The sequence below is a fragment of the Aeromonas sp. A04 genome (genome assembly GCF_047780465.1).
Taxonomy (GTDB): Bacteria; Pseudomonadota; Gammaproteobacteria; order Enterobacterales; family Aeromonadaceae; genus Aeromonas; species Aeromonas bestiarum.
On record NZ_JBLNHP010000001.1, the window covers coordinates 993,620 to 1,020,179 of the forward strand.

General features: G+C 61.3%; 30 protein-coding genes and 1 other RNA gene. 10 read left to right on the top strand and 21 right to left on the bottom strand.

The window, feature by feature from the left end; translation table 11 throughout:
• Positions 1-40: 40 nt before the first annotated feature.
• Positions 41-571 carry a DUF1523 family protein gene (locus tag ACM3N8_RS04405; RefSeq protein WP_043140986.1) on the top strand — a complete coding sequence of 177 codons (531 nt, stop codon included), beginning with the start codon at positions 41-43 and terminating at the stop codon, positions 569-571.
• Positions 568-864, top strand: coding sequence for a winged helix-turn-helix domain-containing protein (locus ACM3N8_RS04410; RefSeq protein WP_043140989.1), 297 nt, complete (start codon positions 568-570; stop codon positions 862-864). Before ACM3N8_RS04405 ends, ACM3N8_RS04410 begins: the two co-directional genes overlap by 4 nt.
• Before the next feature lie 158 nt (positions 865-1,022).
• Here the strand turns inward: ACM3N8_RS04410 and ACM3N8_RS04415 are convergent, their stop codons facing one another.
• Both ACM3N8_RS04415 and rihA read right to left on the bottom strand, forming a co-directional pair.
• Complete coding sequence (locus ACM3N8_RS04415) at positions 1,023-1,493, bottom strand: hypothetical protein (RefSeq protein WP_290017115.1); 471 nt, start codon at positions 1,491-1,493, stop codon at positions 1,023-1,025.
• Between the two features lie 33 nt (positions 1,494-1,526).
• Positions 1,527-2,462, bottom strand: coding sequence for a pyrimidine-specific ribonucleoside hydrolase RihA (gene rihA / locus ACM3N8_RS04420; RefSeq protein WP_290017117.1), 936 nt, complete (start codon positions 2,460-2,462; stop codon positions 1,527-1,529).
• Positions 2,463-2,651: 189 nt separating this feature from the next.
• Between rihA and ACM3N8_RS04425 the strand changes: the two genes are divergently transcribed.
• Positions 2,652-3,380: an RluA family pseudouridine synthase gene (locus ACM3N8_RS04425; RefSeq protein ID WP_290017118.1), complete on the top strand. Its 729-nt coding sequence runs from the start codon at positions 2,652-2,654 to the stop codon at positions 3,378-3,380.
• A 150-nt stretch (positions 3,381-3,530) separates the two neighbouring features.
• On the opposite strand, the gene udp is transcribed toward ACM3N8_RS04425, so the two are convergent.
• Positions 3,531-4,286, bottom strand: a complete 756-nt coding sequence (gene udp / locus ACM3N8_RS04430) for a uridine phosphorylase (RefSeq protein WP_043138232.1) — start codon at positions 4,284-4,286, stop codon at positions 3,531-3,533.
• A 392-nt stretch (positions 4,287-4,678) separates the two neighbouring features.
• Here udp and yiaY point away from each other — a divergent pair, with 392 nt between their 5' ends.
• Positions 4,679-5,830, top strand: coding sequence for an L-threonine dehydrogenase (gene yiaY / locus ACM3N8_RS04435; protein WP_290017119.1), 1,152 nt, complete (start codon positions 4,679-4,681; stop codon positions 5,828-5,830).
• Positions 5,831-5,894: 64 nt separating this feature from the next.
• Here yiaY and flpL read toward each other — a convergent pair whose 3' ends face one another.
• From flpL to ACM3N8_RS04500, 13 genes are read right to left on the bottom strand one after another with little or no spacing between them, the layout of a single operon-like run.
• Positions 5,895-7,277, bottom strand: a complete 1,383-nt coding sequence (gene flpL, locus ACM3N8_RS04440) for a Flp fimbrial protein FlpL (RefSeq protein WP_416015494.1) — start codon at positions 7,275-7,277, stop codon at positions 5,895-5,897.
• A complete protein-coding gene (flpK, locus tag ACM3N8_RS04445) occupies positions 7,278-7,784 on the bottom strand; it encodes a type 4 pilus assembly pseudopilin FlpK (RefSeq protein WP_290017121.1) in 507 nt (168 codons plus the stop codon).
• Positions 7,781-8,254, bottom strand: a complete 474-nt coding sequence (gene flpJ, locus ACM3N8_RS04450; RefSeq protein WP_290017122.1) for a Flp fimbrial biogenesis protein FlpJ — start codon at positions 8,252-8,254, stop codon at positions 7,781-7,783. The genes flpK and flpJ overlap by 4 nt, the downstream gene beginning before the upstream one ends.
• A complete protein-coding gene (gene flpI, locus ACM3N8_RS04455) occupies positions 8,251-9,015 on the bottom strand; it encodes a Flp fimbrial biogenesis protein FlpI (protein WP_098984550.1) in 765 nt (254 codons plus the stop codon). The genes flpJ and flpI overlap by 4 nt, the downstream gene beginning before the upstream one ends.
• A 19-nt stretch (positions 9,016-9,034) precedes the next feature.
• The gene (gene flpH, locus ACM3N8_RS04460; protein ID WP_098984551.1) at positions 9,035-9,919 is read right to left on the bottom strand and encodes a Flp fimbrial biogenesis protein FlpH; all 885 of its coding nucleotides are present in this window, start codon (positions 9,917-9,919) and stop codon (positions 9,035-9,037) included.
• Positions 9,920-9,922: 3 nt separating this feature from the next.
• Positions 9,923-10,807 (bottom strand): Flp fimbrial biogenesis protein FlpG, encoded by an 885-nt coding sequence (gene flpG / locus ACM3N8_RS04465; RefSeq protein ID WP_098984552.1) that lies wholly within the window; start codon positions 10,805-10,807, stop codon positions 9,923-9,925.
• Positions 10,804-12,117 (bottom strand): CpaF family protein, encoded by a 1,314-nt coding sequence (locus ACM3N8_RS04470; RefSeq protein WP_290017125.1) that lies wholly within the window; start codon positions 12,115-12,117, stop codon positions 10,804-10,806. Before ACM3N8_RS04470 ends, flpG begins: the two co-directional genes overlap by 4 nt.
• On the bottom strand, positions 12,117-13,250 hold the full coding sequence (locus tag ACM3N8_RS04475) for an AAA family ATPase (protein ID WP_290017127.1): 1,134 nt from the start codon (positions 13,248-13,250) through the stop codon (positions 12,117-12,119). The genes ACM3N8_RS04470 and ACM3N8_RS04475 overlap by 1 nt, the downstream gene beginning before the upstream one ends.
• Before the next feature lie 3 nt (positions 13,251-13,253).
• Positions 13,254-13,802, bottom strand: a complete 549-nt coding sequence (gene flpD, locus ACM3N8_RS04480) for a Flp fimbrial biogenesis protein FlpD (RefSeq protein WP_098984555.1) — start codon at positions 13,800-13,802, stop codon at positions 13,254-13,256.
• Between the two features lie 11 nt (positions 13,803-13,813).
• Positions 13,814-15,211, bottom strand: coding sequence for a type 4 pilus assembly secretin FlpC (gene flpC / locus ACM3N8_RS04485; RefSeq protein ID WP_065478520.1), 1,398 nt, complete (start codon positions 15,209-15,211; stop codon positions 13,814-13,816).
• Positions 15,212-15,230: 19 nt separating this feature from the next.
• A complete protein-coding gene (gene cpaB / locus ACM3N8_RS04490) occupies positions 15,231-16,121 on the bottom strand; it encodes a Flp pilus assembly protein CpaB (protein ID WP_290017130.1) in 891 nt (296 codons plus the stop codon).
• A gap of 9 nt (positions 16,122-16,130) precedes the next feature.
• Positions 16,131-16,544, bottom strand: a complete 414-nt coding sequence (locus ACM3N8_RS04495; protein ID WP_290017131.1) for a prepilin peptidase — start codon at positions 16,542-16,544, stop codon at positions 16,131-16,133.
• The gene (locus ACM3N8_RS04500) at positions 16,544-16,747 is read right to left on the bottom strand and encodes a Flp family type IVb pilin (RefSeq protein ID WP_011705350.1); all 204 of its coding nucleotides are present in this window, start codon (positions 16,745-16,747) and stop codon (positions 16,544-16,546) included. Before ACM3N8_RS04500 ends, ACM3N8_RS04495 begins: the two co-directional genes overlap by 1 nt.
• Before the next feature lie 222 nt (positions 16,748-16,969).
• On the opposite strand from ACM3N8_RS04500, the gene ACM3N8_RS04505 reads away from it, so the two are divergent.
• The 4 genes from ACM3N8_RS04505 to ACM3N8_RS04520 all read left to right on the top strand — a co-directional run bounded on the left by ACM3N8_RS04505 (position 16,970) and on the right by ACM3N8_RS04520 (position 22,035).
• The gene (locus ACM3N8_RS04505) at positions 16,970-20,059 is read left to right on the top strand and encodes a DUF1566 domain-containing protein (protein WP_416015495.1); all 3,090 of its coding nucleotides are present in this window, start codon (positions 16,970-16,972) and stop codon (positions 20,057-20,059) included.
• Position 20,060: 1 nt separating this feature from the next.
• Positions 20,061-20,780: a hypothetical protein gene (locus ACM3N8_RS04510; RefSeq protein WP_348685718.1), complete on the top strand. Its 720-nt coding sequence runs from the start codon at positions 20,061-20,063 to the stop codon at positions 20,778-20,780.
• Between the two features lie 120 nt (positions 20,781-20,900).
• The gene (locus ACM3N8_RS04515; RefSeq protein WP_011705347.1) at positions 20,901-21,239 is read left to right on the top strand and encodes an outer membrane protein assembly factor BamE; all 339 of its coding nucleotides are present in this window, start codon (positions 20,901-20,903) and stop codon (positions 21,237-21,239) included.
• Between the two features lie 160 nt (positions 21,240-21,399).
• A complete protein-coding gene (locus ACM3N8_RS04520) occupies positions 21,400-22,035 on the top strand; it encodes an NAD-dependent epimerase/dehydratase family protein (protein WP_290017135.1) in 636 nt (211 codons plus the stop codon).
• A 94-nt stretch (positions 22,036-22,129) separates the two neighbouring features.
• Here ACM3N8_RS04520 and ACM3N8_RS04525 read toward each other — a convergent pair whose 3' ends face one another.
• Together ACM3N8_RS04525 and ACM3N8_RS04530 are read right to left on the bottom strand one after the other, a co-directional pair.
• On the bottom strand, positions 22,130-22,489 hold the full coding sequence (locus ACM3N8_RS04525) for an RnfH family protein (protein ID WP_290017136.1): 360 nt from the start codon (positions 22,487-22,489) through the stop codon (positions 22,130-22,132).
• A complete protein-coding gene (locus ACM3N8_RS04530) occupies positions 22,482-22,916 on the bottom strand; it encodes an SRPBCC family protein (protein WP_042873080.1) in 435 nt (144 codons plus the stop codon). The genes ACM3N8_RS04525 and ACM3N8_RS04530 overlap by 8 nt, the downstream gene beginning before the upstream one ends.
• A 157-nt stretch (positions 22,917-23,073) precedes the next feature.
• Between ACM3N8_RS04530 and smpB the strand changes: the two genes are divergently transcribed.
• The gene (gene smpB, locus ACM3N8_RS04535; protein WP_042036966.1) at positions 23,074-23,562 is read left to right on the top strand and encodes an SsrA-binding protein SmpB; all 489 of its coding nucleotides are present in this window, start codon (positions 23,074-23,076) and stop codon (positions 23,560-23,562) included.
• 122 nt (positions 23,563-23,684) lie between these two features.
• Positions 23,685-24,044, top strand: a transfer-messenger RNA (tmRNA) gene (gene ssrA / locus ACM3N8_RS04540).
• Between the two features lie 281 nt (positions 24,045-24,325).
• Here the strand turns inward: ssrA and ACM3N8_RS04545 are convergent.
• The 3 genes from ACM3N8_RS04545 to ACM3N8_RS04555 all read right to left on the bottom strand — a co-directional run bounded on the left by ACM3N8_RS04545 (position 24,326) and on the right by ACM3N8_RS04555 (position 26,484).
• Complete coding sequence (locus tag ACM3N8_RS04545; protein ID WP_348685750.1) at positions 24,326-24,550, bottom strand: hypothetical protein; 225 nt, start codon at positions 24,548-24,550, stop codon at positions 24,326-24,328.
• Positions 24,547-24,729 carry a hypothetical protein gene (locus tag ACM3N8_RS04550; RefSeq protein WP_348685751.1) on the bottom strand — a complete coding sequence of 61 codons (183 nt, stop codon included), beginning with the start codon at positions 24,727-24,729 and terminating at the stop codon, positions 24,547-24,549. Before ACM3N8_RS04550 ends, ACM3N8_RS04545 begins: the two co-directional genes overlap by 4 nt.
• Before the next feature lie 435 nt (positions 24,730-25,164).
• Complete coding sequence (locus ACM3N8_RS04555; protein WP_416015496.1) at positions 25,165-26,484, bottom strand: hypothetical protein; 1,320 nt, start codon at positions 26,482-26,484, stop codon at positions 25,165-25,167.
• Positions 26,485-26,560 lie beyond the last annotated feature (76 nt).

Consider the following 26,560-nt stretch of genomic DNA (forward strand, 5'->3'; position numbering starts at 1 on the left):
TATGGTAGAGGCACGTCACTCCCCCTCACATGAGATCACCATGAAGCTGAAATTCAAGAAACCGGCCTTCATCGGCCTGGGCCTCATCGCCCTCGTCTCCGCCATCTGGCTCGACTTCTATCTGCCGGAACACACCATAGCCACCATCACGGGCGTCGAGGTGAAACGCACCGACAAGGATGGCCCCATCAGCCAGAAAAACCCGGCCGACGGTCCCACCACTGACGTCTACTACATCTATACCGAGCGGCCCGGCGAGAAGATCCGCGTGTTTCGCAACGAGGACACAGAGTGGGGCTGGCCCTTCTACTTCAAGTTCAATGCCGCCGACGTGCAGGCCAAGGCCAAGTCCATGGAGTTCGAGAAGCGTCTGGCCATCATCACCTCCTACGGCTGGCGCGTGAACATGTTCTCCATGTTCCCCAACGTCACCAAGATCGAGAGCACTCAGCCTGACGCCTCCACCTGGAGCTTCTTCCGCTGGTTCTGGTTCGGCCTCTGGGCACTGGTGATGGGCAAGGCCGCGCTGGCGACCTGGCGCTACTTCGACCGGCTCGAGGACGAGATATGACAGAGCCGAGCAAGACTCGCACCAGCTTCTACCGACGACTCTACGTGGCCTGGCTGATAAGTCAGGGCACAGACACAATCCCGGCCATCATGGCCGCCACCGGCATGCCCAGACGCACGGCCCAGGACACGCTAAGCGCCCTGGCCGAGCTGGACATCAGCTGCGGCTTCGAGCAGACCGAGGGGGCCCGCCATCTGCAGGGTCACTATCGCATCGGCGACTGGGGGCCCATCAATCCCGCCTGGATCAAGGCGCAACTACCCGTGATCAAGCAGACCCTGGGTTATCCATAAGCGCCATGACTCGGCGACTGGGGGATGCCCGTGATCAAGCAGACGCCGGGTTATCCCGGATCCCGACGAGGGGACGATGAACAGGGGCCAGCCGATGAGGCTGGCCCCTGCTTTTTTATGTCGGAAGGACGGCCAAGGCTCTGGAGATGGCGGGAGGCTTATTCCGGGAAGGGCTCTTCCGGCAGCGGCTCCTGGGTCTCACCCTGGGTGCAGTCTATGATGGAGCGCTTGGGGTTGTTGGGGTCGCGCAGCAGCAAGGGGGCCAGTCCCTCGTTGTGCTTCTGCTCGTCGGAGAACTCGCTGCCATAGGCGTTGTGGGTCAGCCTTCGCGCATTGGCGATGGGGGTGTCCACGAACAGGGCATGCACCTCGAAGGTGGACGAGGGGATGAGAAAGCCGCTGATGGGCAGGCCATGCAGCTCCTGGCGGGTCTTGTACCAGGCAAACCCGTCCGTCACCTTGTAGGGGGTGAAGTTTTTGAGCTGAGGATGGGCCGGCTTGCCGGTCTCGCTGTCGAGATAGAGATCATCGAGCTCGCAGGTCGCCAGCCCCTGCCACATAGATTCAAACGGCGTGGAGCAGGCCGTCAGTTGCAACCCGGCCAGCAGTGCCAGCGACGCTTTGTACATTTCCCGTCCCTTCTCTCAATAGTGCAATGGCGGTCAGCCAAACGCCCGCAGTCGCTCGACCAGCAGGTCGATGAAGCCCGAACGATCCAGTCCCAGCAGCACCAGCGCATTGGCCGCTTTGCCGGTCAGGCCATAGCGATCCACCACCGTCATGCCGGTGGTATGCGCACCGCCGGTTTCGATATCGACCCGGCACTCGACCCCGTGGAACAGCTCGGGGGCCAGCAACCAGGCAATGGTACAGGGGTCGTGCAGCGGCGCGCCAGCAAATCCCCACTTGGGATCCCTGTGGTAGATCATGAAGAAGTCGAGCAGACCGGCCACGCACTGGGCCACAGGATTGGCGATGGCGCGCACCCGCGCTATGTCCTCGTCCATCACCTGGGCCTCGTGGGTCACATCCAGCCCGCACATAGTGATGGGGATGCCGGACTTGAACACCATATCGGCCGCTTCCGGGTCCACATAAATATTGAATTCCGCCGCCGGGGTCCAGTTGCCCGCCCCCGCCGCGCCCCCCATCAGCACGATGCGGGCAATCCTGGATTTCAACTCAGGATGGGCCGCCAGCAGCAGGGCGATATTGGTGAGCGGCCCGGTCGGCACCAGCGTCACCGGCTCCGGGCTCTCGCGCAGGCACTTGGCCATCAATTCGAGGCCCGTCATGGCTTGCGGGGCAAAGGCGGGATCCGGCAGCTTGGGGCCATCGAGGCCCGACTCGCCGTGGACGTTGTCGGCTATGATGAGCTCGCGCATCAGCGGTTTGGGCGCCCCCGCCGCCACAGGGATGTCGTCACGGCCGAGCAGGGTCAGGATGCGCAGGGCATTGTTGAGGGTCTTGTCCGGCGTCTGATTGCCCGCACTGGTGGTAACCGCCAGCACCTTGAGCTCGGGACTGGCCAGCGCCAGTATGAGGGCGATGGCATCATCGTGGCCGGGATCACAATCGAGAATAACGGGCAACGCCATGGACAGACTCCTTACAACATGACAGGGAGCCATACCTTAACAAGCAAGCCCCGGATGAACTCGGGAAGGGGTCACAAAACGGTGCCCTTCTCGCGTTTTAAACCATTGTGTTATCAAGCTGTTGAACGAATGACCCCCTCGCATCGCACGGCGCAAGCAGCCGATTCGCCCCGCGCAGCCGGTTCGAGTATGATCGCCCCCCGTTTCCAGCCCGTGTGCCCTATGTCCGTCATCATCGATACCTTCATCGCCCCGCCCTGCGAGGCTGCCATCGAGATCCTGTTTGAGGATGAACATCTGCTGCTCATCAACAAGCCGAGCGGCCTGCTCAGCCTGTCGGGCAAGAACCCGCAGAACCTCGACTCTGTCCATTACCGGCTGGTGCAGGACTATCCCGGCTGCACCCTGGTGCACCGCCTCGATTTTGGCACTTCTGGCATCATGGTGGTGGCCAGAAACAAGGCCATCAACGCCCGGCTGTGTCACCAGTTCAGCCAGCGGGCGGTAAGCAAGGCCTACAGCGCCCTGCTGTGCGGCCATCTGGTCGACGATGAGGGGGTGATCGATGCCCCCATCGCCAAGGATCCGGCTCTCTTCCCGCTGATGACCATCTGCGCCGCCAGCGGCAAGCCCGCCCGCTCCCGCTATCGGGTCATTGAGCGGCTGGCGCAGCAGATGCAAGGTCAGGCCGTACCATTAACGCGCGTGCGGCTGGTGCCGGAAACCGGCCGTACCCATCAGCTGCGGATCCACAGCCAGCTGCTGGGCCACCCCATACTCGGCTGCGATCTCTACGGCGGTCTTGCGTTGCCAGGCACAGAGCAGGCGCCGCGGCTGATGCTGCATGCCAGCGAGCTGGATTTGCGGCATCCGGTGAGCGGTGAACCGATGGCGGTCAGATGTGCCAGCCCCTTCTAGCGAGACGTGGCATCAAGCTGTGGTGTGATAACAGGCGAAGGGAACAACAGAGGGAACAGAGGAGCAACAGGGGAAAAACGGGGCAAACGGCAGATAAAAGATAGGGGCCGTGCTTTCGCAACGGCCCCCACCCCCCACTCGGTGTGGCTATCAGATCAGCTTGCGGGCGGCGCCCAGCACGATCTTGATGGCATCAGATTCGGTTCTCGCCATGGTTTCGGCGTTCGGGATTTCCTGCTGGGTACGGTTGACGATAACGCCGGCTACCATACCTGCACGCAGGCCCTGGCTGGTGCACATGGTCAGCAGGGTGGCAGATTCCATCTCATAGTTCAGCACGCCCATGGCTTGCCACTCTTTCATGGAACCCTGGAAACGGCTCACTACGCGGCCGGAAACGGTGTCGTAACGCTCCTGACCTGGGTAGAAGGTATCGGAAGAGGCAGTCACACCGATGTGCAGCTTGGAGCCCATCTCTTTGGCGGTGTTGACCAACGCAGTGGTGCAGTCGAAGTCGGCTACGGCCGGGAACTCCATCGGCGCGAAGTGCAGGCTGGCACCGTCGAGGCGCACGGAACCGGTAGTGACGATCACGTCGCCCACGTTCAGGTGCGGCTGGATGGCGCCAGTGGTGCCGATACGCAGGAAGGTGCGGATGCCCAGCTGGGCCAGCTCTTCTACCGCGATGGAGGTGGACGGGCCACCGATACCGGTAGAGCAGATGATCACGGCCTTGCCGTCCATCTCGCCGCGCCAGGTAGTGAACTCACGATGGCTGGCCAGGTGCACCGGGTTATCCAACAGCTCTGCGATACGCTTTACACGCTCGGGGTCACCGGGGACGATCGCCAAGGTGGCGCCTTGCAGATCCGCTTTCTTCAAACCCAAGTGAAATACATCAGACATAGTGGACTCCTGGTTGCCCCCTGCCAGCATGGTCAGGGCGCAAGTTAAGATGATTCTTTATGATACTTTCAAGCCTTTACCCCCCTCTCTGGGGAGGCGCCAACTATGGTCGAAAGCGCTTTCCAATTCCTTGAAGCTCCTCACACTTCCACGCATTGACAGTGACAAATCCCGTGCAAAACGTTTGCTAACTTGATGAATTTCTTGAAAAACGTTTTTCTGCCAAAGACGTGGTATCCGGCCTTGTCAATCCCTGTCACGCCCCGGTTTACCGGTACGTGATCGAGTCCATAAAGTTGCAAACAGGATACCCTTGACCCCTTTTCATCCCCACTGACGATGCTATGTTGGCGCCCGTATACCACTTAATGGCTAATAATACGGAGTCCATCATGGCGACATTCAAGTTCTACATTCCCGCAATCAACCTGATGGGAGCTGGCTGCCTGCAAGAAGCGGCAGCCGATATCCAGGGTTATGGCTATCGCAAGGCGCTGATCGTCACCGACAAGATCCTGGGCCAGATCGGCGTGGTCGCCAGGCTCACCACCCTCTTGGCAGAACATGGCATTGAAAGCGTGGTTTTCGATGAAACCAGGCCCAACCCCACCATGACCAACGTCGAATCGGGTCTGGGGATGATCAAGGCCAACGGCTGCGACTGCGTCATCTCGCTGGGGGGCGGCTCGCCCCACGACTGCGCCAAGGGCATAGCCCTGGTGGCTGCCAACGGCGGCAACATCCAGGATTACGAAGGGGTGGATCGCTCCGCCAAGCCGCAGTTGCCGCTCATCGCCATCAACACCACAGCCGGCACCGCCTCCGAGATGACCCGCTTCTGCATCATCACAGACGAGGCTCGCCAGGTGAAGATGGCCATCATAGACAAGCACGTCACCCCGCTGATGTCGGTCAACGATCCCGAACTGATGCTGGCCAAGCCGGCCGGCCTCACCGCCGCCACCGGCATGGATGCCCTGACCCACGCCATCGAGGCCTATGTCTCCACCATCGCCACCCCGGTGACCGATGCCAGCGCCATCATGGCTATTCAGCTCATCGCCAGGCACCTGCGTACAGCGGTCAATCAGGGCGATGACCTGCACGCCCGCGAGCAGATGGCCTATGCCCAGTTCCTGGCCGGCATGGCCTTCAACAACGCAAGCCTGGGTTATGTGCACGCCATGGCGCACCAGTTGGGCGGCTTCTATGACCTGCCGCACGGGGTGTGCAACGCCGTGCTGCTGCCCCACGTTCAGGCCTACAACGCCCAGGTGAGTGCCGCCCGCCTGAAAGAGGTGGCCCGCCATATGGGTGTCGATGTGACCGCCATGAACGACGAACAGGGCGCAGCTGCCGCCATCGCTGCCATCAAGCAGCTGGCGCTGGACGTGAAGATCCCGGCCGGTCTGGAGCAGCTCGGCGTCAAGGCCGATGACTTCGATATCCTGGCCAGCAACGCCCTGAAAGATGCCTGCGGCTTCACCAACCCGAAACAGGCGAGCCACGAAGAGATAGTCGCCATCTTCCGCGCCGCCATGTAAACCGGATGCTCGACAGATGAGATGAGGGGCCAAACTTGGCCCCTCTTTTTTGCACCATATAGCACTATTTTGTCAGCACCACATCGTTGATGGCGCTGGCCAGCCGGGTCAGCACTGTCCTGATATTGCCGCTGGTGGCCTTGTAGGCCAGCGAGCGTTCGCTGGCACACTGCGCCACGAAACGGGCATCCCCCTCGAATGCCACCGTATATACCTGGATCCCCTTGCGCTTCATCTCCCGACACAGCAGCAGTTGTTTGCGATCCCGCAGCGCCGCTTCGGGCCCCATGTGCTCCCCATCCGAGAACAGCACCAGGATCTTGCGGTTATCCGCCTGCTCGTAAGGGCGCGGCAGTTCGGCGGCCCCCTGCTGCCAGCGACCCTGCCACTGTGGCGAGAGCAGCCGCCAGCCCCACATCACCCCCTCGGCCGTATTGGTGTTGAAGGCGGCATGGAGGGTATCGAGTGCCTGACGATACGCGGCACGGGTCGACAGGTGCGCCTGAATGGGGCTCACCCCGCAATCCGGATCATCGAAGATGCCGAGCTTGTCACGCCGGTTCTCCAGATAACGCTCCAGGGGGTTCTCCCGCGGGGCAAACGCCCGCAGGGGGGTGCCATCCTCATACTGCTGGATGGCTGGCGGCTTGGTGCTGTAGTGCAGGCGGGGCTGCGCCTCACCACGCGGGGCCAGTTCCAGCTTGCGGATCCAGCCAGGGGTAAGTTCGGCCAGCCGATCGATGCCGTCCACATGCTCCGGCGGGCGAGCGCAGAATGCCTTGCGCTGGCGTCCCGGCACCTCTCGAGTCAGCAAATTGCTCCAGCCTCGCTCATGGGCCAGCGTCTGCAATCCGAAGGGGAATGTCAGACTCTCTGGATGAAACAGCTCGGGGTGATCCCCGATATTGACCAGGCCGGTGGCGGGAATGATGCTGACCACTCTGTCCTGATTGCGCCGCTCGCGGCCAAACAGCACCTCGCCAAACTCCGCCAGCCCCTGCTTGATCGCCTTCATAGGTGCCCCTGACATGGAGTTGGACACATCCAGCACCAGGGCAATTTCTATGCGGGTACGGGCACTGCTGGCACGGGCTGCCGCCGCTACCGGCAGATCGCCGCTTTTGCCGATGGCTGAGAGCGCCATCAGCGCCGGCACCTCTCCCTGCAGGATGACCTGAGCCTCCTGCTCGTTCAGGCTCAGACTGGGGGGGCCCACCTGCAAATGACGCCCCGCCAGATTGGCCTGAACCAGCGCGGCGGCATCTTCCGCCGCACTGTCGCTGTCGGCGGCCGAGTAAAGCACCGCATCGGCGGCCGCGCTGAGCAGGCTCTGGCCGCTGTAGCCTCGTACCAGCTCGATGACCACGCCGGTCAGCGCCAGCACGCCAGTCAACATCAGGGCGAAGGCGGGGGAGAGCCCGCCCCCCTGGCGCAAGGGCTGTCCCATTCAATGGATCTCCTGAATAAAGTGGGTGGTCAGGGTACGACCCGCCCAGAACCGGCTGAACATGCCACCCTCCCCTTGCCCGAGGCGATAACAGAGAGTGACCCGCATCAGGGTGCCGACCCGCAGTGGCGGCCAGCTGCCCTGCCCGGCGCAGCCAGTGCCCTGCAACAGGGACACAAGCTCGCCATTGGCGCTGTTGTATTGCTCTATGGTCAGTGCCGCCTGCCCCCCTTGCAGCGCAGACAACTGGCCCTGTACGAAGCGCTGATAGAAAGTCAGCTGTGCCACGGCGGCGGCATTTTGCCCCGTGCCCTGCTGGGTGACTATCTGGGTCACGTTGTAGGCCACATTGTGCAGACGTTGCTCCAGACGCAGCAGTTGCAGCGCTTCATTGCCAAAGCTCAGCAGGGCCAGCAGCACGGGAATGAAGCACATCGCCTCCATGCTGATGCTGCCGCCCATGGTGCCCGGGCCGGGAGATGACCGCCGCCGGAAACAACTGCTCATCCTGCACCTCCGGCCGGTAGCCGGTCGGTGAGCAGCAGCAGGGTGCTCCGATAGCTGAGTTCGCGCTCGTCAATCAGCCAGCTCGGGGTGAGCTGTAGACGGGGACGGATCCTGGCCGTCACTTCCAGCACGGGATCCGCAGGCAAGCGGGTTTCGCTGGCGAGATCCGGGCTGCCCTCCTCCTGGCCCAGCATGGCCTCCAGCGACACATGGTGGTTGACGCTCACAGTCACGGCGTCCAGCTCCCCTCGCCCCCGTTGCTGCAAGCGAAGGCGGATCCCGTCGGCCGAGGGGATCCTCCCCGCTGCCGATTCGGCCTGCAGCTCACGCAGCACGGATCGCAAGCCATGTTCCAGGGTGCTGTATTGCAGATGCACCCGCAGCACATCCACCACCAGCAACAGCAGTGCCAGCAGCAGCGGCAATATGATCACCAGCTCTATGCTGGCCACCCCGCGCTGGCCTCTCACGCCCCTTGCCCCCGCCCCAGCTGTGCCTTGAGCAGCCTGATGTCGTGCTCCAGCTGACTGGCGCTGAGAAAGCGCGACAGTATGAGGCGAGCCTGGGGCTCATTGCCCTCGGCCAACAGCAGCAAGACATAGTTCATCTCCACCCGCGGTGGCAGGCTCTGGTAGTGCAGCAAGGGCTCGAATGCCTGCCGGGCCGCCACCTTGTTGCCCTCCATCAGCCAGCCCAATGCCAGGTTGGCACGATAGTCGGGCTCGTCGGGAGCCGCCGCCACCGCCGCCTCAAACTGCTGGCGCCCCTTGCCAAACGCCCCCTGCTGCAAGCTGGCCACCCCCAGACCGTTGCTGAGCCGCGCCCGTTCGTCCAGATCAAGCCCGGCCAGCGCCAACCCCTGCTGATAGACCCGCGCAGCCTCGGCAGTCAGGCCGTCATCCAGCAGAAACTTGCCAAGATAGTGGGCGGCCTGAGCCCCCTGCTTGCCGCCCTTGTCCAGCAACTGCTGCAAGCCATCGCGCGCCGCCTGTTTCTTGTCTTGCTGATAGCGGGTGCGGGCCAGCATCAGCTGCGCCTCGTCCAGGCTGGCATCGTCCACCAGCAAGGCCTGATAGAGCCGCTCCGCCTTGTCATACTGGGCCGAATCGAACGCCGCCTTGGCTACCGCCATGCCATTGCTCTGGCTTTGCTGCCGGGTATCGCCGTGATTGCTGCAACCTGCCAGCCCGAGCAGGGCCAGCAGCAGCAGGTGATGAAGTCGTGATCGCATTTCAAGTCCTGTGGCCCGCTCAGCGCAGGCTGTTGATCAACAAGTTGAGGGTGGGAGCAATGATCAGCACCAGCATGGGCAGCATGATGAGTGCCATCTGGATGAGAGTGATCTTGCCCGGCAAGGAGCCTGCCTGCTCCTCCAGCGCCAGCCGGCGCATCTGGCGCGCCTCCTGGCTGATGGTGCGCATGGTCTCGGCCAGCGGCGAACCGTACTGCTGGGCCATCTGCAGGGTATTGGCGAGACGATCCAGTTCGGGCAGGCCTGTACGCCAGGCGAGTCGTGCCAGGCAACCTGCCTGATCGCCGCGCATCTGGATCTCCGCATGGGTGCGCAAAAACTGGCGGGCCAGGCCCGGCTCCAGCGCCCCCAGATAGTGACCGACCCGCAGCAGGGCCCGATCGAGGGCCAGCCCCGCCTCGACGCTGATCACCAGCAGATCGATGGCATCGGGCACCACCTTCTGCTGCGCCGCCTTCACCTTGCGGGCGCGCCATTGCAGCCAGCGCTCGGGCACCCCGGCCCCCACCACATAGGCCACCAGCACCCACATCAGGGTGAAGCCGTCGGCAGGCGCCGCCAGCAGGCGCCACAGCAAGGTCGCCATAGCCCCTCCCAGCCCGCCCAACAGCTTGGCCGCCCTGAGCCGGTCAAAGCCATGGCGGGAGAAGATCCCCGCCTGCGCCAGCAGCTGCTGCAAGCGGGCCTGCTCCCGGGCACCGACCGGATAACCACGACCGCACCAGGCCAGCCAGTCCCGCGCCACGTCCCTGCCTTGACGAGGCGGGCCATAGCGACGGCTCTGGGCCAACCACTGCTGCTGCTGCCGGTAACCATGCCAGCCGGCAAACGCGGCCAGCGCGAAACAGCTCAGCGCCAATCCAAAAAGTTGCATGACCGTCATGGGCTACCCCTGCAGACGCGTGAGGCGACGGATGAGCCAGAGCCCGACCGCCACGCTGATGGAGACATAGCCCAGCACCCACTGGCCGCTGGTCGTGGTCATCAGATAGGTGAAGTGCTCCCGCCCTGTGGTGAACAGCACCAGCAGTATGATGACGGGGAGCGCTGCCAGCACCTTGGCGGCATTGCGGCTCTCAGCCGTGATGGTCTGGATGCTGGCCGCCAGGGTCTGGCGGGCACGCAGTGTCTCCACCAGTTGCGCCAGCACCTCGGAGAGGCGACCACCTGTCTCCTGCTGCAGGCTGAGCACTATGGTCAGAAACTGAAACTCGGCCACCGCGACCCGGCCAGCCGCCTGCTGCATCACCTGCGCCACCGGCTGGCCGACCTGCAACTCGTCGTGCATCTGGGCAAACAGCCGTGACATCAAACCGCGCTGCTGGCGGGCCACCAGCAGGAAGATATCCGCCAGCGGCGCCCCCACCCGCAGCGCCCGTATCATGCCGTCGATCACCTCGGGCAACCGGGTTCGAAACCGCTCCAGCGCCCGCTGTTGCAGCTGCTGATAGAGCACCAGCCCCAGGGCCAGAGCCCCCCCTGCCGCCAACAACACCGCCAGCCAGAACGGCATGCCATTGGCCGCCAGCAAGACGCAGGCCAGGGCCGCACCCGCCGGGCCCTGCCAGGTCCAGCGGGTCAGCTGCTCCTGGCCCACCATGGTCACCATCTGCTGATACCAATGGGGCAGCGGCCTTGTCCTCTTCTGTTGCGCGGGTTGATGGCCATAACGTTGACACTGCTGCTGCCAGGCATCGCATCGGCTCTGCCATTGCCAGAGCAGCAGACAGGCCAGCCCCCAGCAGAGGCACACCAGAATGAGCGTGTTCATGAGACTGGCTCCCCATCGCCCGTCATGCAGGATTGCAGCTCGCTCAGCAAGCCGGCCTGACGGGCTTTCTCTTCTACTGCGGCCGAGAGAGGGTGGACGCTGAAGCGCCCCTGCAGCTTGCCGTTGAGCTCGGACTCCAGCACGAAGCGAAACAGCGGCCGCATCCGGATTTGTCCTTCTGCCAGTTCGGCGATCTCGCTGATGGCGGTGATGCGGCGCTGACCGTCGCGCATCCGTTCCAGTTGCACCACCAGATCCACCGCGCTGGCGATCTGGGCCTGGATGATCTGCTCGGAGAGCCGCTCAGCCCCCATCTGCAACATGTTGGTCAGACGCAGCAGCGCATCTTCAGGGGTGTTGGCGTGCAGGGTGCAGAGTGAGCCGTCATGGCCAGTGTTCATCGCCTGCAACATGTCAAACGCCTCGGCACCGCGCACCTCCCCCAGGATGATCCGGTCCGGCCGCATCCGCAGGGCGTTGCGCACCAGGGCGCGAACGCTCACCTCCCCCTTGCCCTCGGCACTCTCGTTGCGGGTCTCCAGCGGCACCCAGTGAGGCTGATCGAGGGAGAGCTCGGCGGCATCCTCTATGGTGATGATCCGCTCGTCATCATTGATGTGCTTGCTCAGGGCGTTGAGCAAGGTGGTTTTGCCCGAGCCAGTCCCCCCGGAGATGAGCACGTTGAAGCGGCTGCGCGCCGCCAGCCCCAGAAAACGGGCCATGGCATCGGACAGGGCTCCCTTCTCCACCAGATGGGCCAGGGTCAGACGGGCGCTGGGAAATTTGCGAATGGAGATGGTGGTGCCGCACAGAGCGATGGGAGGCGCAATCACGTTGACCCGGCTGCCATCGGCCAGCCGGGCATCCACCATGGGGGTGGACTCATCCACCCGCCGCCCCACCGCATTGACGATCCGCTGCGCCACGTTGAACACATGCTGGCGGTCGCGAAAGCGCACCCCGGAGAGAGTCAACTTACCATGCCGCTCCACATAGACCTTGTCAGGGCCATTGACCAGGATATCCGATACCTCGGGATCATCGAGCAGGGGTTGCAGCGGCCCCACCCCCACCATCTCGTCCACCAGCTGGCGGGCGAGCTGAGTCAGCTCCTGGCGGTTGTAGGGCAGCATGCGACGGGCCGAGAGCTGCGCGAGGGCACTGGCCACCCGCTCCAGCAGCGCGGCGCGCGGCAAGGTCGCCGCCACCGAGGGTTCGACCAGCTCGTAGAAAGCCTCCCGCGCGGCATCAGACAGGGTGAGCAGTGCCCCTGACACCGACGGCTGTCGGCTATTGGCTTGTCCAAACATCAGCGCCTCCCGCCCCGGGCTCGTCCCGCGACCTGAGCCCCCACCAGCTCGGCGGCCAATGACGTGAGGGCGCGAGCCAGCTTGCTCTTTTGCTGGATCAACGGCTGCCCGGCTCGCTCGGCGCGCACGAAGGCGCCGTGATCGTAGGGCAGCACGGCGGCGTGGGGCTGACCACAGACGCGCTCAAGCGCCTGCGCCGGTACCCGTCCCTCCTTGCCACGACAGTGGTTGCCCACCAGCAGGCGGCGCTGGGCCGGCCCGCCTTGCGGGAATTGCCCCAGCAGCCGCAACGCCCCCAGACTGAAATCGTGCAGCCAGATCGCCACGTCAGCCTGCTGCAACAAGGCCTGCAGCGCATGACTGCGCAGATCCGGCACATCTATGATGAGGGTGCTGTAGTGCTCCGCTATCACGTTGACCGCCGCTACCAGCTGTTCGGCACCGAGCACCAGCTCCTGCCCCTCGTCATAGAAAAGAAAGAGTCTGGGACCAAGCTGATGGGCGGTATGCGCCAGCAGGGTACCGTCGAGCCGCTCGGTCGCCTGCCACCACTGCTCGCCGGGAGGGGCATAGTCGCTGCCCAGCAGTATGGGGTGGCGACTGTGGTGAAGATTGAGATCCAGCAGCGCAACCTGGCGGTGATGCCGGTCGGCCAGCGCCATGGCCAGGTTGGCGGCCACAGTGCTGGTGCCCACCCCGCCGGCGGCACCCACCACGCAGATCACCCGCCCCTTGCGCAACGAGGTGGCAAGGGGAACCCCCAGCAGACGCAACAGGCCGGTGCGCAGGGCATCGGGATCCAGCGGTGCCGGATAGTAATCATCCACCCCCACCGAAATCAGCCAGCGAAACAGGGTCACATCCCCCCGATCCCCCAGCAGTACCAGCCGCATCTGGGGTGGACAACACTCGGCGAGGGCGGCCAGATCGGCCGCCAGCGTCTGCGGGTTCTCCACCTCCACCAGCAGAATATCGGGGGCCCCTTGCGTCAGGCAGTGGGCCCTGGCCTCGGCCAGGGAGCCCGGGACCTGCCGGGTTTCAACGTCGGCCAGCCGGGCCAGTACCAGGTCGACCCCGGCACTCAGAGCAGGCTGGCGGGTGACGGCCACCAGCTGTTTGACTTGTTCACTCATTCACTACTCCCCCGTCGTCTGCTGTTTCTTGGCCGATTTGGCCTTGCCCTGGTAGAGGCGCTGCACGGCGCCGGCATCGAGGGCACTGCCGCTGCCGTCATAGCCGGCGCCGCGGGCCCAGTGCTCGACATGGCTCTGGGCGCGGTACTGGTTGCGCAGCACCAGACAGGCGATGGGGGATGGCGGGGATACCCCTCTGGCATAGCGGCAGGTCTCGGGTTGCAGGGTGGCGTCAAGCTCGACCTCATACTCTTGCCGGGTCGCCGAAATGAAGGTGAGGCGGGTCTCCAGCGCCAGCCACAGGGCCAACTGCTGACGCAGTGCCTCCGCTGTCGGCTCATGGCTCCCGGGTTGCGGGCCCGTGATCCGCAGGTGCAGGGAGCCGGATTCCAGCCTGCTGGCCAGCGGGGCCAGCTGCCATTGCAGCCGTTGTTGCAGTTGCGACGGAGCAACCCGGAACTGCAGCCGATCCGTGAGCGGGGCGGCGGGGGGTTGAGTGGTACAAGCCAGCAACGGTAACGCCAGGGCCAGCAGCAGTGTCTCTTTTAACATGGTCACTTCCCTCAGTAGCTGTAGCCATAGTTGCCGAACAGGCGGGTCGCTTGTGCGCCCGGTCGCTCGGTTGAGCCCATGTCGGTGAAGAACAGCCGCTCGAACCGGCTCGGCGCCCGATAGTGATCCAGCGGTGTCGACAGGGAGAGGGGATCGCTGGTGGGCTGCACCAGTCGGGCGGTGGCGATGATCACCAGCTCGCTCTCCTGGTTCTTGAAGCCGTTGCTGCCAAAGAAGGGGGCCAGCCCGGGGATCTCGCCAAGGAAAGGCAGGGCCTCGCTGCTCTGGTTGCGATGGGTGCGCACCAGACCGGCCAGGGCGAAACTCTGCCCATCCGCCAGCTCTATGGTGGTGGTGGTACGACGGGTTTCTATGCCAGGCACCACCACCCCGGCGATGGAGACGCTGTTCTCCCGGCTCAGGGTCGACACCTCGGGTGACACCGTCAGGCTGATGCGGTTGTTGTCGAGCAAGGTGGGAGTCAACTCCAGCGAGATGCCAAACTTCTTGAACTCGATCTCCGGGCCGTTGTCCCCATTGCCTACCGGAAAGGGGAACTCGCCGCCGGACATGAAGGTGGCGGCTTCACCGGATTTTGCGGTCAGGTTCGGCTCGGCCAGCACATTGACCAGACTGTTCTCCACCAGCGCATCTATGATGGCGTTGATGTAGACCACATCCTTCTTGCCGCTCCAGCTGCCCCGTTCGGCAGGTTTGGGGAAGCGGTTGCCCGGCGAGACCCCCAGTTGCAGATACTCCCCCATGGCACTCCAGCGCAATCCCAGCTGTTCGCTGGTAGTACGCTGCATCTCGACGATGCGTACCGATATGTTGATCTGATCCGATCCCGCCAGACGCAACTGGTTGATGACGTGAGCATATTGCCCGCTGCCGCCACCGGCGACCGCGGCCCCCTCATCCTGGCTGCCAGTCTGAGGCGGGGCGGGGGCTGTCGTGCCCAGGGCACTCCCCTGCGGCTGGATACCCTTGGCGAACCCCTCCACCATGGTCAGGATCTCGTGGGCCTGCAGCGGACTGGTCACCTCCCCCGCCACCACTATGGCGCCGCCAGACTCGCTGAAGCTGAGTCGACTTTGGGGAAAATGCTGCCTGGCCAGCTGCTTGAGGGGAGCGAGATCCGCCACCACCTGTACCCGGTAGTGACCCAGGGTGCGACCATCCAGGGCCGTCACCACCAGATCGGTGCGGCCAACCTTGCGGCCATAGATCAGCAATTGCTGATCGGAGGGGCTGTGTACCCGAACCAACTCGGAGTTGGCGACGAAGGCATCCAGCACGGGTTCATCGAAATTGAGCAGGGTGGACTGCTCTGGGGTGAGAGTCAGGCTCTCGGCCGCCACTGCCCATAACGGCAGCAGGGCGAGCACCATGGCGAGAGTTCGCAACATCGTGTCCTTTCTGAGTTGATTAAGGTTGGCGGTTACGGTCGTTGCCGTCGCCATAGCTGATCCGGACGCCGTGACCCGGCAGGGCCCTCGGGTTCTGGCCACGGGCCACCTGTTCGGCCCATATCAGGCTCCCTGCTGGCAGGGTCACGGCCTCACTGCCCGTCGGGGCGGCCTGGGCCGAGCGCAGCACCAGGGCCAGATCCCCGAGCCGATGAGCCAGCAACAGCCGGGCCGCCGCGCTCGGTGCCAGCTCGAAGGTCACGGCGACCTGATCGAAGTTGTCCTGCGCCGCCACTGTGCCGTTGAGTGCTGCGATATCGGTGACCTGGGCATCGATGGCCAGCAGCTTGATGTCGGTCAGGATGATCTCTGCCGACTGCTTGCTGGTCACCTCGGCCCCCTGCGCATTGCGCTGGTGGGTATGCTTGCTGGTGAGGATCACATCCACCCGGTTGCCGGGCCGGATCAGGCCATGACTGGCCGCCTCCCGTCCCAGCGCCAGGGTCACGGCCCGCATGCCGGGGGCCATCATGGCGGAGAGATAATGGCTCTGCTCGGGGCGCACCAGATCATCGGCCGAGACGATCTGGCCCGCCTCCAGCGTGCGGGTGACCAGACTGCCCTTGAGCGCCTTGGTATCGGTAAACCCGAACAGGAAGAGCCCGGGCAGGTTCATCTCCTCGGCGGCAGGCAGGGTTTGCCAGACCAGATCCTCGGGATGAATAAAGGCGCCGGCTTGTACCCGGTGAGCCGCTACCAGCACTTGGGCGAGGCGGGCCGAGGCGGCTGGCTCCGGCGCCTGTTCGCCCGGTGGCACAGCCGTCTGCGGCGCCGGTTCAACCGGCCAGAAGGCAGCCAGCATCGCCGCCAGCACCAGCAGTGCAGCGATAAGAGAGAAGAGTTTCTTCATTGGGTGTGACTACATAAATAGAGGAGTGGTCAGACTCGCCGCCCACAGGATGGCGAATCCATAAGGCACAGTGACGGGGCTGGGAAATGGCCGTAAACGGGCATAGGCCAGACAAACCAGGCTGAGTACGCCGCCCGAGAGCGCCATCCAGAGCAGCAGCTCGGGCCAGCGTTCAGACGCGCCATACAGGCAGACCGCCAGCAACTTGCTGTCGCCGGCCCCGCACCAGCCCCTGTGATAGGCAAACAGTCCCAGCAGCAAGGTCAGCAGAGCCAGGCTCAGCGAGAGCAGATTGAACGGCAGCAACCAAAGTGCCCAGAGTGCCAGTACCAGCACCGCCAGGTTCGGGATCCGCCGTTCAAACAGGTCGCTGACCAGGCACCAGCACGCCATCAGGATGGCCAGCCATTGCCCGTGCGCCATCACTTGCCGGCGGCATCCATGTTCAACCCGGCCACTATGGTGGTGAACTTCTCCTTCAAGGCCGTGATAAAGATCCCGTCCGACCCGAAAATGGCCAGGATCCCGGCCGCCAGCCCGGCCGCCAGAATGCCGTACTCGATCGCCGTGGCGCCGGTGTCATCCTTCAGATAATCCCCAAGGTAATCCCAAACTCGCATGTCCATTTTTAGTGTCCCTGTTTTTTATGCCTGAAATTAAACAGCGGAAACATCATATTGAGATCTTAAACGAGAATCAATATCATTATCATCTTTAGAAATAATTCGCAGAGTGAATTTGTCTTTTTGATAAATAAAACAGCAAATAAGTCTGCTTTATTAATGAAAATAGCAATAAACGGCTAGTTTGTCCGATTAATAATCTAAATCACAATAATGGAGTCGATCTTGTTCAGGACAACGCGATCACTGTCCCTGGCCCTCTGCTGCCTGGCCTTGCTGGCATGCAAGGCTGAGCTGGGCACCCCGGGGCAGGAAGGAAATAACGGCAACAACAATGCCAACGGCAATAACGGCGGCAGTCAGACCACGCAGCCCACCACCACGGACCCCGTCACCTCGACACCCGATAAGGACACCGGGACCAACAATAACAACAACGCAAATTCGGGGAGCGGTAGCGGCAACGCAGGCAACGCAGGCAACGCAGGCAACGCAGGCAACGCAGGCAACGCAGGCAACGCAGGCAACGCAGGCAACGCAGGCAACGCAGGTACTGTGACCCCGCCCACATCGCCGGATCAACCGGACAAGGAGCCAGACCAGCCCCATCAACCCACCAGCCTGGATCTGGCGGGCACGCTGTCCGTCAGCCACCAGCAGGGAGCCCAATTCGCGATTCAGCTCTGCGCCGACAAGGTCTGTACGCCTGCCAATATCCGGGCCGACGGCAGCTTTGATTTAAAGCTCAAGCTGAGTCAGTGGCCGCAGGATAAACCACTGAGCCTGACCGCCAGCCACCGCCAGCAGAGTGCCTCCATCCTCAGCAGCCAACTGCCCTCGCTGGAGCAACTGCTCAGACAGGATCAGAATGGGGATGGCATCATCACCGAGCAGGAGGTACCCCATCTGCACCTTTCCCCCATGCTGCTGGCATACCAGAGCCTCACCACGGCACTGCAAAAACGGGAGGGCAAGCAGGATGTCACCGCCCTGCTGGTCAGCGATCCACAACTCAATCACGGCTTCGCTCGCGAACTGACCGCACTGCTGCAGCTCGTGCTGGATGGTGATATCCCACTGCCTGCCAGCGAGCTCACCAGGCTGGCCGGGCATGTGATCGCCCGCCAGCAGTCACTGCCGGGCAGCACACTGCAAGAAGGGCTGTTGCACTATGCCGCCCAGCAGGGGACGGCACTGCCTGTCGATACCGAGACCAAACTGGTCGCAGCCAGCAAGGCCATGGCGACTCTGGATACCCGCTCCCCGGCCTATCAGTTGCTCACCACCTTCCATCCCCACCGCCAGCTGACCCTGCAGGGGATATTCCCCTCACGCCTTGCCGAGCCGACGATCACGGTGGAGATCGGCGCCAAGCCCAATCACGATGGCCTGAACCAGTACTACTTCAAACCGGAACGCCCCATCCGGCCACTGCGACTCCCCATCCGGGCCCAGGATGGCCGGATGCTTGACGGGCTCGCCGTCAAGCAAGGCAACCGGTACAGCCTCAGCCTCACCTTGCCGGATCTCAACAACAGCTTCGCCACTTGCCAGCCAGGCAAGAGCGACACCAGCGACGACCTGATGCAGGACACCCTCACCCTGGTGGTGCAGGATGGGCAGAGCGAGGTGGAGTTGCGATCCGTTCTGGGCTCCCTGTGCGAGCTGGTCAAGCAGGACAGCAACCGGGACGGCATCCTCACCGCCGGCGAATTCCCGCGCCTGCAGGTGGGTTATACCAGTACGGCTCAACAAGCCTTGCTGCTCAAAACCACCCTCAGTGCCGGTATGGGCTCATTCCTGGGCTGGCAAGCCTGGACCCTGGCGGAGCTGGATCAAAAACTCAAGGCGCTGCCGAGGCACCAGGTCGAGCTGCTGGCGGCCATGGTCGCCCTGCAAGCCGAGGGGGAGCTCTGGCAACAGCCCGTCAACTTGATCGAAGGCACGGATTTTCGCCAGCAACTGCTGAGCTGGCTGGAGATCAACATGGCCAATGAGTATTCCACCGTCTCCCGTGACAACCAGATACCAGACCTGTTCAAGCTGGAGACCGCCCTCGCCGACAACAGCGGGCTTGGGCCACTGCTCAACAGCCAGAGCGACAAGAACATCTCCCACATCATCAAGGCGGCGGCCGGCCTGATCCGCAACTCGGAGAGCGATGCCCCTCTCTATCCCGGAACCAGCACTCCGGGCAGCTGGATCACCCCCTACCCCAACAGCCCCATCTCTGCGGTCTGTCAGCGCGAGGTACTGTCGGATCAGGTGATCGGGCTGGCCATTCTGGGCCAAGGCCGTGATCAGGATGGCAGCCACTGGGTCACCCTCGGCTGGCAACCCCAGGAGGGGGCGAGTCAGTACCGGATTGGCTGGGGACACACCCCGTTCGAGCATATTGAACACGCCGAGCAGCAAGCTAGCAGCCAGCAGACTCGCGTTACCCTGAGCGGGCTCGCTCGCTACCAGGACTACCAGATAAGGGTGATGGGCGAAGGCGGTACTATCAGCGCCCCACTGCACTATCGGGCGGGCCAGCTGCATGTGGCCGATACCCGCATCACCCACAGCATGGGAGACGATGACGGCAAGCGGGGGCGGGATCTCGACAACCGCTGCGACCCCCTGAGCGGACAGGCAGTCAACAGCAATCAGGATGGGGTACTTGGCGCTCGCTACATCAAGCTGGACAGCCAGGGCCAACCTCTGCCACGGCAAGACCTCTCCTACAAGCAGTTGCCCTTCGCCTGCGTGGCCGACGCCTTGAGCGGACTGGTGTGGGAAACCAAGGTGCAGCACAAGGATGGGGAGTCCTCCCTGCACGATGACAAAAGTCTGTTTGCCTATGACGATATCCAGAGCGACAACGCCTTCAACGGCAGTTGCTATGACCCGCAAAGTGGCACCCTGGTCAGCGACAGAAGCCGTTGCAACCTGAAACGCCAGACCACGCTGGTCAATCGAAGCAAGCTATGTGGTCTTGGCAACTGGCGCGCCCCCAGCCAGCAGGAGTTCTACGGCATCATGACCCTGACCAGGGAGAACCCCACCGCGCTCGACACCCGCTATTTCCCGCTCTATTCCGGCCTGGCATACACCTACGGCAAGTGGAATGAGCTGGAAGGCATCTTCTACGGCTTCTGGACGGCAGATGTCATGCCGGTGAGCCGCCCGGTCGGTACCTGGAACAAGGATGATGGCGGGCCGGATGCCTACAAGGTACGACCCAGCTCTGACCTCAGAGGCAGTATCGCCCGCCAGTATCAACCCCATTACGTCATGCTGGTCAGCGATGGCTTCAAGGTCACAGGAGAATAAAATGCACCGCTATTTCACCCCCCTATTGTTGATCACCACCCTGTTGCCGGTCACCAGCCAGGCACGCGAATGTCTGCCTGGCTATCAGGACGACAACAGCCGCTTCGTCAGCGAACAGATCGACACGGCCGAGGGCAAGCTGAACGTGGTCAACGACAGATCCACCGGTCTGCAGTGGCTCTACTGCCCTTATGGTCAGCACGCCAGTGCCGATGGCACCGGCTGCGAAGGCACACCAGCGTTTATTTCAACCCGCGCCAACGTTGAAGACAATCCCTTGATGGGCGTGATCAAACAGGCCAACGACCGGCTTGGTATACCCGCACACCCCTGGCGGGCCCCCGACATCAAGGAACTGTTTACCCTCTACAACAACCAGTGCCAGCCGGCCATTTATGCGGCACAAGGTTACCCTTCGACATCCCTCCAATCACAGATAGCGGCAGACAAAGAGACCCTGTGTGCTGATGCAGCGCCCAAGTGGGATGAGGTAACCAAGCAGTGGATCGAGGCTCCCGATGATGTCAAAACTGCATGTCACGCAGCTGAACAACAACTTTGGGCACTGACCAACATCGCCTTTGGTTCAGACAGCTCGGGGGGGGAAGGATACGACTTTCTGAACTTTGCCGGCAGCGGGGAAACCTTCAACGTTGGCGGAATAGGAATATCCAGCGTCATGCTGCGGCTGGTCCGCCCCATCCCAACCATAGAGGAGTGATCCCATCGGCCAGAGGGCCAGGCGCCCTCTGGCTATTTTTTCCATGGCTTTTACTTCCGCCAAGGGAGTAGGTATGATTCGGCCAGCGTAAAAGACTTGAATGGATGATCTGAACTCGATATGCGGATGAAACACCTGATTGCCGCGGCCCTGACCGCCCTCACCCTGTCCGGTTGCAGCCTGGTCTATCGCATCGATATTCCCCAGGGCAACTATGTGGAACAAAAACAGGTCGACAAACTGCGCCAGGGCATGACCCGCGAACAGGTCGAGTTCGTGCTGGGTTCCGCCATGCTGCGCGATGGCTTTGACCCGAACACCTGGTATTACCTCTATGAATTCCAGCCGGGTCGCGGCGAGAAGGAGCGCAAGGAGCTCACCCTGACCTTTGCCAACGACAGATTGGCCACGGTCACCGGCGACTTCCCGTTGCCAGCGGCCTTCCACACCCCGCTCTGATCGCATTCACAAAACCGGCCCCGCGCCGGTTTTGTTTTATTTGGCCACCGCCATCCCATCTTAGCGAGGAAGCCTCCATGCACCAGCCCAAGAATCCCCATACCCACGGACGGCTCGCTGGCAAGATCTTGGCGGCCCTCGTTGAACTTGGGAGGCACGCATGAGCCAGATCCTGATCGCCGGGGCCAGCGGGCTGATCGGTCGGGAGCTGCTCCGTCAGCTCGACCCCGTCCACTCACTGACCCTGCTCTGTCGCAAGGCAGGTGATCCCCGGCCCCAACATCACTGGCTGCCGGCCGACTTCGAACGCCTCGACGAGGTTTCGCTGCCCGGCCCCATCGACATCGCCTTCTGCTGCCTAGGCACCACCCGCAAGCAGGCGGGGTCCGACGAGGCGTTTCGCCGGGTCGATCACGACTATGTGCTGGCCTTCGCGGCACTCGCCCGCCGCCACGGCTGCCAACGTCTGATCGTCGTCTCGAGTCTGGGGGCCAATCCAGGCTCGCCGGCTCTCTATCCGCGCACCAAGGGGCAGATGGAGCAGGCATTGCTGGCACAAGCCTGGCCACAGCTCGCCATAGTGCGCCCCGCCATGCTGCTCGGCAATCGCCAGCCACCGCGCCTGTCGGAGCAGTGTTTCCAGGCTGTCTATCCGTTGCTGCGCCCCCTGCTGGTTGGCAAGTTGCGCCGCTGGCGCGCCATCGAGGCCAGCCAGGTAGCCCATGCCATGATAGTGCTCGGCCAGCAGGAGAGTGGCGTCGAGGTGGTGGAAAACGAGCGGCTGCACGGGATGTGACAGCGCTTTGCCGCTGAAGCGAGTTGACGGCGGCTCCGCAGAAAAGCAGATCAAAAAAGGCGCCAAGGCGCCTTTTTTATTCCAGAGTGCGGCATCAGGCCGGGTCTGTCTCTCCTCGCTTGCGGTTGGCATTGGGCCTGCCGCCGGTCACCACATCGGCACGCCCCTCCTCCTTGGCCTTCTCGGCCCGCTTCTTGCGCATCTCTTTCGGATCGGCGATGAGCGGACGGTAGATCTCGATGCGATCCCCGTCCTGCAGCAGTTCGGTCCCCTTGACCGGCCGGCTGTAGATGCCGAACTTGTTGACCGCCAGATCGATCTCCGGGTGCTTCTGCACTATGCCGGACTGCTCGATGGCAGCCAGCACGCTGGTGGCGGGAGCAACCCGGATGCGCAGCACAGTCTGGCGCTCGGGCAGGGCATACACAACTTCGATATTGAGCAGATCAGACACCGTACACCACCTTGGCGCGGTTGGAGAAGGCGAGCACCATGGAGCCCACCAGATCGCGGAAAATCTGGCCAAACGCCAGCTCAATCAGCTTGGAGGTGAACTCAAAATCGAGGTCGAATTCGACCTTGCAGGCATCCACATCCAGCGGCGTGAAGGTCCACCAGCCAGCCAGCTTGCTGAAGGGCCCCTCCACCAGCTCCATCTTGATCTGCCGGTTGGCATCGAGCAGGTTGCGGGTGGTAAACGTCTTGGCAATCCCCGCCTTGGCCACATCGACCGAGGCAGTCATATAGTCATCGCCTGTCTCGTGGACACGGCTGCCGACACAACCGGGCAGAAACTCCGGATAAGCGTGAACATCATTGACCAGCCTGAACATTTGTTCTGCGCTGAACATCACCAGGGCACTGCGAGTAATACGGGGCATGGGCTTTCCTCATCCAATCGGGCCGATTTTATCACCTTGTCAGCCAAGATCATCCCCAAAACCGCTCACAAAGCCGCCACTCGAGCAGTTGCGCGTTTTACAGCCGCCGCCACCCACGTATAATGCGCCTTCCTAATCATTGCCAAAGGCGCCCGTCATGAGCAAAAAGAACAGTAAAAACAAAGCCGGGTCCAGCACCATTGCACTCAACAGAACCGCCCGTCACGAGTACTTCATCGAAGAGCGCGTGGAAGCCGGTCTGTCCCTGCAAGGGTGGGAAGTCAAATCCCTGCGGGCGGGCAAGGCCAACATCAGCGAAGCCTATGTCATCTTCTTGCAGGGCGAAGCCTTCCTGTTCGGCTCCACTTTCCTACCACTGAACGCCGCCTCCAGCCACGTGGTGTGTGATCCGACCCGCACCCGCAAGCTCCTGCTGAGCCGCCGTGAACTCGACAAGCTGGAGAGCCTGACCGCCCGTCAGGGTTACACCATAGTGCCGCTGGCGCTCTACTGGAAAGAGTGCTGGGTCAAGGTCGAGATCGGCCTGGTCAAAGGCAAGAAAGAGCACGACAAACGGGAAGACACCAAGGCCCGCGAATGGGATCGGGAGAAAGCCCGCATCATGAAGAACAAGCATCGCGGCTGATTGTGCGCCGCATGCAGCCGTGCGGCGTCCAATAAACCAGCAATCGACCGGCCTTGGCCGGTCGATTGCCATCAACGCCTTGCCATGACAGGATTTTTGCGTACAATCGGCTTTGACAACTTGGGGCTGATTCTGGATTCGACAAGATTCACGAAACCCAAGGTGCATGCCGAGGTGCGGTAGGCCTCGTTAACAAACCGCAAAAAAATAGTCGCAAACGACGAAAACTACGCACTCGCAGCTTAATAACCTGCGCTGAGCCCTTCTACCCTAGCTTGCCTGTGTCCTAGGGAATCGGAAGGTCATCCTTCACAGGATCGTGTGGAAGTCCTGCTCGGGGCGGAAGCATTAAAACCAATCGAGCTAGTCAATTCGTGGCGTGTCTCTCCGCAGCGGGTTGGCGAATGTAAAGAGTGACTAAGCATGTAGTACCGAGGATGTAGTAATTTTGGACGGGGGTTCAAATCCCCCCAGCTCCACCAAACGTTTGGAAAGGGCCACTTCGCAAGAAGTGGCCCTTTTTATTTGTGTCCGGTTTCCATCCTATGTCGAACGATTGAGCCTTTACTGGCAGTGTATTCGGCTAACTCGCTGAGACGCTAGACGAATGTCCCCCGCTCTTCGGCGTCTCTCCTGCCATTTTGTAGTCCGCCGCGAAAAATGAAAAATCTGTCTGCCTAAAACGAAAAACCGTGCCCTTGGTACTTTTATCAAACTTGGTGGCACAGGAATCGCCGAGTTTGATAAGCCCGTTAAACCGGCATTAAACCTCTATCTCATAGGTCGGTAAGTCCGGCGCCTCTCCTGCCAGCTCCCCTCCCCTGTAAAACGCCTTCTTGCCGATCGCTACACCAACACCGCGCACTGTGACGGTACCGCCCGCCAGCGTATCCAAAGTGGTCGTGGCACTGGTCATGGCTGTCACGGTACCGACCAGCAGCGGGTCAGCACCGGGTACCAGTTCCAGGAATCGCTTGAACAGGTTCATACAAATCGCTCCACGCTCAGTTGCTGGTGCACCGTCATGGCCTTGTTCTGCAGTGCAGCAGAGACCCTGACGCCCCGGTTGTATCCCTTCCAGCCATCTACCACGAGCAGCGCCCCCGGCAGGATCAGACCCGTATCGGCAGACAACGGCAGCTCGATGGTCTGAGTGCGCTTGGGCATGGTCTTGGCCAGCCCCACCACACCCTAGGCGCGGGCCGCCACCACGTCACACACCAGCGGATGGGTAATGCTCTGTGCCAGTTGCTCACCCGCAGTGCCTTGCCGAACCACCCGCGCACTGATGCCTTGATGGCCACCGCTGACCCAGATACCGTTGGCCGCCTGCCCTGGCCATCATCACTACCCAAGGTGATGATGGCGCGGGGGATGGTCACATCGAACGGGCGACCGTCACGGGCCTTGAAGGGGCCGACCGGCAGCAGCTGGTACCAGTCATCGCCTTGGGAAGTGAGTTGCGCATCGAGCACCGCCAGCCGCTCCCCGCTAACGGGGTTGGCATTGAGGATGGCCACGAGGGGCGCCGAATAAGGGGTCTTGGATATGCTCATGCCGCCATAGTGCGGCGGCATGAGAGGGTGCAGGGTTTATGGTGGGTTAGTGCTGCCGACTAGTTGGGTCAGGATGAGGTATTTCAGACATAACATCTTCAGGGTCGCTGTTATCAATGAAAAAGAACAAGGTAGAGTCAACAACCTTTATTCTTCGATTACCTCTATCGTAATCAAATAATGGCGGAATGATATTAGCTGATGCTTGTAACGCTGAAAGCCTTAACAACATCCCTGTTACATCAGACGTCCTCACGTTTTCTTCATTCGGATGAATTGCTTTGATGAGCTCTTGTAACTCTTTTCGTTCAATACCCTCTCTGAGTTGTTCATAATTTCTGGCGACTAATACAGCAACAACATAGTACGGCAAGTACAGAGCAGCGGTATCTTCAGTTGGACGACGAGTTCTAGAACCTGCAGCTATGGACTCTAGACTTCTAACATGACGAGCGGAGTATTCCCGAACTTTCTCATCAATTGCCTGCCGAACGAAGCTTTGATCTTCAATTAATAATGGTGATGCTCCTTGATGAGTTTCTAAAACACCCGCAAACTCACATATCTTCTTTAGTAGCTCTTGCACAACAGCGACACTGCCATGGGCCTGCTGATAGAGAGTGTTCTTTATTTGCTCTGAAAACACTACGTTAGCTAGAGGTTGGCCTTTCAAGACTATTTGCTCAAAATCAGCTGTTGACCATGGTTCCACAGGAATTTCTGAAATTCGATCTTGCAAATCACCATTAAATTGAATCAAACGATTTGCTTCTCGCCAAACACCGAGGATTATAAATCGTAACCCTAGCTCTTCAAAAGTTCTAAGATCAAATGCAAAATGCGATTGAACCTCTGGTGAGAGGTAGTGAAAATTTTCTACAACAAAAAATTTATTGTGAGCACTGGTCTCTTTTAGAAGCTCTGCAATGTCTTGAGCCAATCCAAGATTGAATTCAATTTTCTTATATTCAATATTATTAGCATGGCCCGCAGTGGCAGAACCTTCCGCATTCGCTTCACCCTTTCCAAAAAATGGGATCATTGCAGTAAACTTTGCACTGATTGAAGCTTCAAGTTCACGTGAGGTTTCAACTGCAGAGCCTGTTACGATTTCCACCCCTGCTTGGCGTAAAATTGAACGATACAAATCTTCCATCGTTGAGTTGGGACCACAATGCACCGTTATCCGATTTTTTTCAGGAACATGCTTTTGTACAAGAGCAGTTTTTCCTTGTTTGGATGACCCATATATAATTATCTGCTTAGTTTGTCTCAACGCGCTGGAGAATCGCTCATCCACCAGTGGTCGTTCTATATAGCTGCCAACGATATCTTTAGAAACACCATAGATTTTTTCAATTAACATAAATCATCCCCTAAAAAATAGTCGGGGATAATCATACACCGTTACACAAACCATTCCTCTCCGGCCATGAGACAGA

Excerpts from the sequence above, each read along its gene's own strand:
- ACM3N8_RS04520 (WP_290017135.1), top strand. The coding sequence starts at position 21,400 with ATGAGCCAGATCCTGATCGCCGGGGCCAGCGGGCTGATCGGTCGGGAG.
- flpK (WP_290017121.1), bottom strand. The coding sequence starts at position 7,784 with ATGAGCAGTTGTTTCCGGCGGCGGTCATCTCCCGGCCCGGGCACCATG.
- cpaB (WP_290017130.1), bottom strand. The coding sequence starts at position 16,121 with ATGAAGAAACTCTTCTCTCTTATCGCTGCACTGCTGGTGCTGGCGGCG.
- ACM3N8_RS04410 (WP_043140989.1), top strand. The coding sequence starts at position 568 with ATGACAGAGCCGAGCAAGACTCGCACCAGCTTCTACCGACGACTCTAC.
- ACM3N8_RS04515 (WP_011705347.1), top strand. The coding sequence starts at position 20,901 with ATGCGGATGAAACACCTGATTGCCGCGGCCCTGACCGCCCTCACCCTG.
- flpL (WP_416015494.1), bottom strand. The coding sequence starts at position 7,277 with ATGGGACAGCCCTTGCGCCAGGGGGGCGGGCTCTCCCCCGCCTTCGCC.
- ACM3N8_RS04555 (WP_416015496.1), bottom strand. The coding sequence starts at position 26,484 with ATGTTAATTGAAAAAATCTATGGTGTTTCTAAAGATATCGTTGGCAGC.
- smpB (WP_042036966.1), top strand. The coding sequence starts at position 23,074 with ATGAGCAAAAAGAACAGTAAAAACAAAGCCGGGTCCAGCACCATTGCA.
- ACM3N8_RS04530 (WP_042873080.1), bottom strand. The coding sequence starts at position 22,916 with ATGCCCCGTATTACTCGCAGTGCCCTGGTGATGTTCAGCGCAGAACAA.
- flpH (WP_098984551.1), bottom strand. The coding sequence starts at position 9,919 with ATGACGGTCATGCAACTTTTTGGATTGGCGCTGAGCTGTTTCGCGCTG.
- ACM3N8_RS04500 (WP_011705350.1), bottom strand. The coding sequence starts at position 16,747 with ATGGACATGCGAGTTTGGGATTACCTTGGGGATTATCTGAAGGATGAC.
- flpI (WP_098984550.1), bottom strand. The coding sequence starts at position 9,015 with ATGCGATCACGACTTCATCACCTGCTGCTGCTGGCCCTGCTCGGGCTG.
- ACM3N8_RS04470 (WP_290017125.1), bottom strand. The coding sequence starts at position 12,117 with ATGTTTGGACAAGCCAATAGCCGACAGCCGTCGGTGTCAGGGGCACTG.
- ACM3N8_RS04510 (WP_348685718.1), top strand. The coding sequence starts at position 20,061 with ATGCACCGCTATTTCACCCCCCTATTGTTGATCACCACCCTGTTGCCG.
- flpC (WP_065478520.1), bottom strand. The coding sequence starts at position 15,211 with ATGTTGCGAACTCTCGCCATGGTGCTCGCCCTGCTGCCGTTATGGGCA.
- ACM3N8_RS04495 (WP_290017131.1), bottom strand. The coding sequence starts at position 16,544 with ATGGCGCACGGGCAATGGCTGGCCATCCTGATGGCGTGCTGGTGCCTG.
- ACM3N8_RS04405 (WP_043140986.1), top strand. The coding sequence starts at position 41 with ATGAAGCTGAAATTCAAGAAACCGGCCTTCATCGGCCTGGGCCTCATC.
- udp (WP_043138232.1), bottom strand. The coding sequence starts at position 4,286 with ATGTCTGATGTATTTCACTTGGGTTTGAAGAAAGCGGATCTGCAAGGC.
- ACM3N8_RS04415 (WP_290017115.1), bottom strand. The coding sequence starts at position 1,493 with ATGTACAAAGCGTCGCTGGCACTGCTGGCCGGGTTGCAACTGACGGCC.
- ACM3N8_RS04550 (WP_348685751.1), bottom strand. The coding sequence starts at position 24,729 with ATGCCCAAGCGCACTCAGACCATCGAGCTGCCGTTGTCTGCCGATACG.
- ACM3N8_RS04545 (WP_348685750.1), bottom strand. The coding sequence starts at position 24,550 with ATGAACCTGTTCAAGCGATTCCTGGAACTGGTACCCGGTGCTGACCCG.
- ACM3N8_RS04425 (WP_290017118.1), top strand. The coding sequence starts at position 2,652 with ATGATCGCCCCCCGTTTCCAGCCCGTGTGCCCTATGTCCGTCATCATC.
- flpG (WP_098984552.1), bottom strand. The coding sequence starts at position 10,807 with ATGAACACGCTCATTCTGGTGTGCCTCTGCTGGGGGCTGGCCTGTCTG.
- flpD (WP_098984555.1), bottom strand. The coding sequence starts at position 13,802 with ATGTTAAAAGAGACACTGCTGCTGGCCCTGGCGTTACCGTTGCTGGCT.
- ACM3N8_RS04475 (WP_290017127.1), bottom strand. The coding sequence starts at position 13,250 with ATGAGTGAACAAGTCAAACAGCTGGTGGCCGTCACCCGCCAGCCTGCT.
- rihA (WP_290017117.1), bottom strand. The coding sequence starts at position 2,462 with ATGGCGTTGCCCGTTATTCTCGATTGTGATCCCGGCCACGATGATGCC.
- yiaY (WP_290017119.1), top strand. The coding sequence starts at position 4,679 with ATGGCGACATTCAAGTTCTACATTCCCGCAATCAACCTGATGGGAGCT.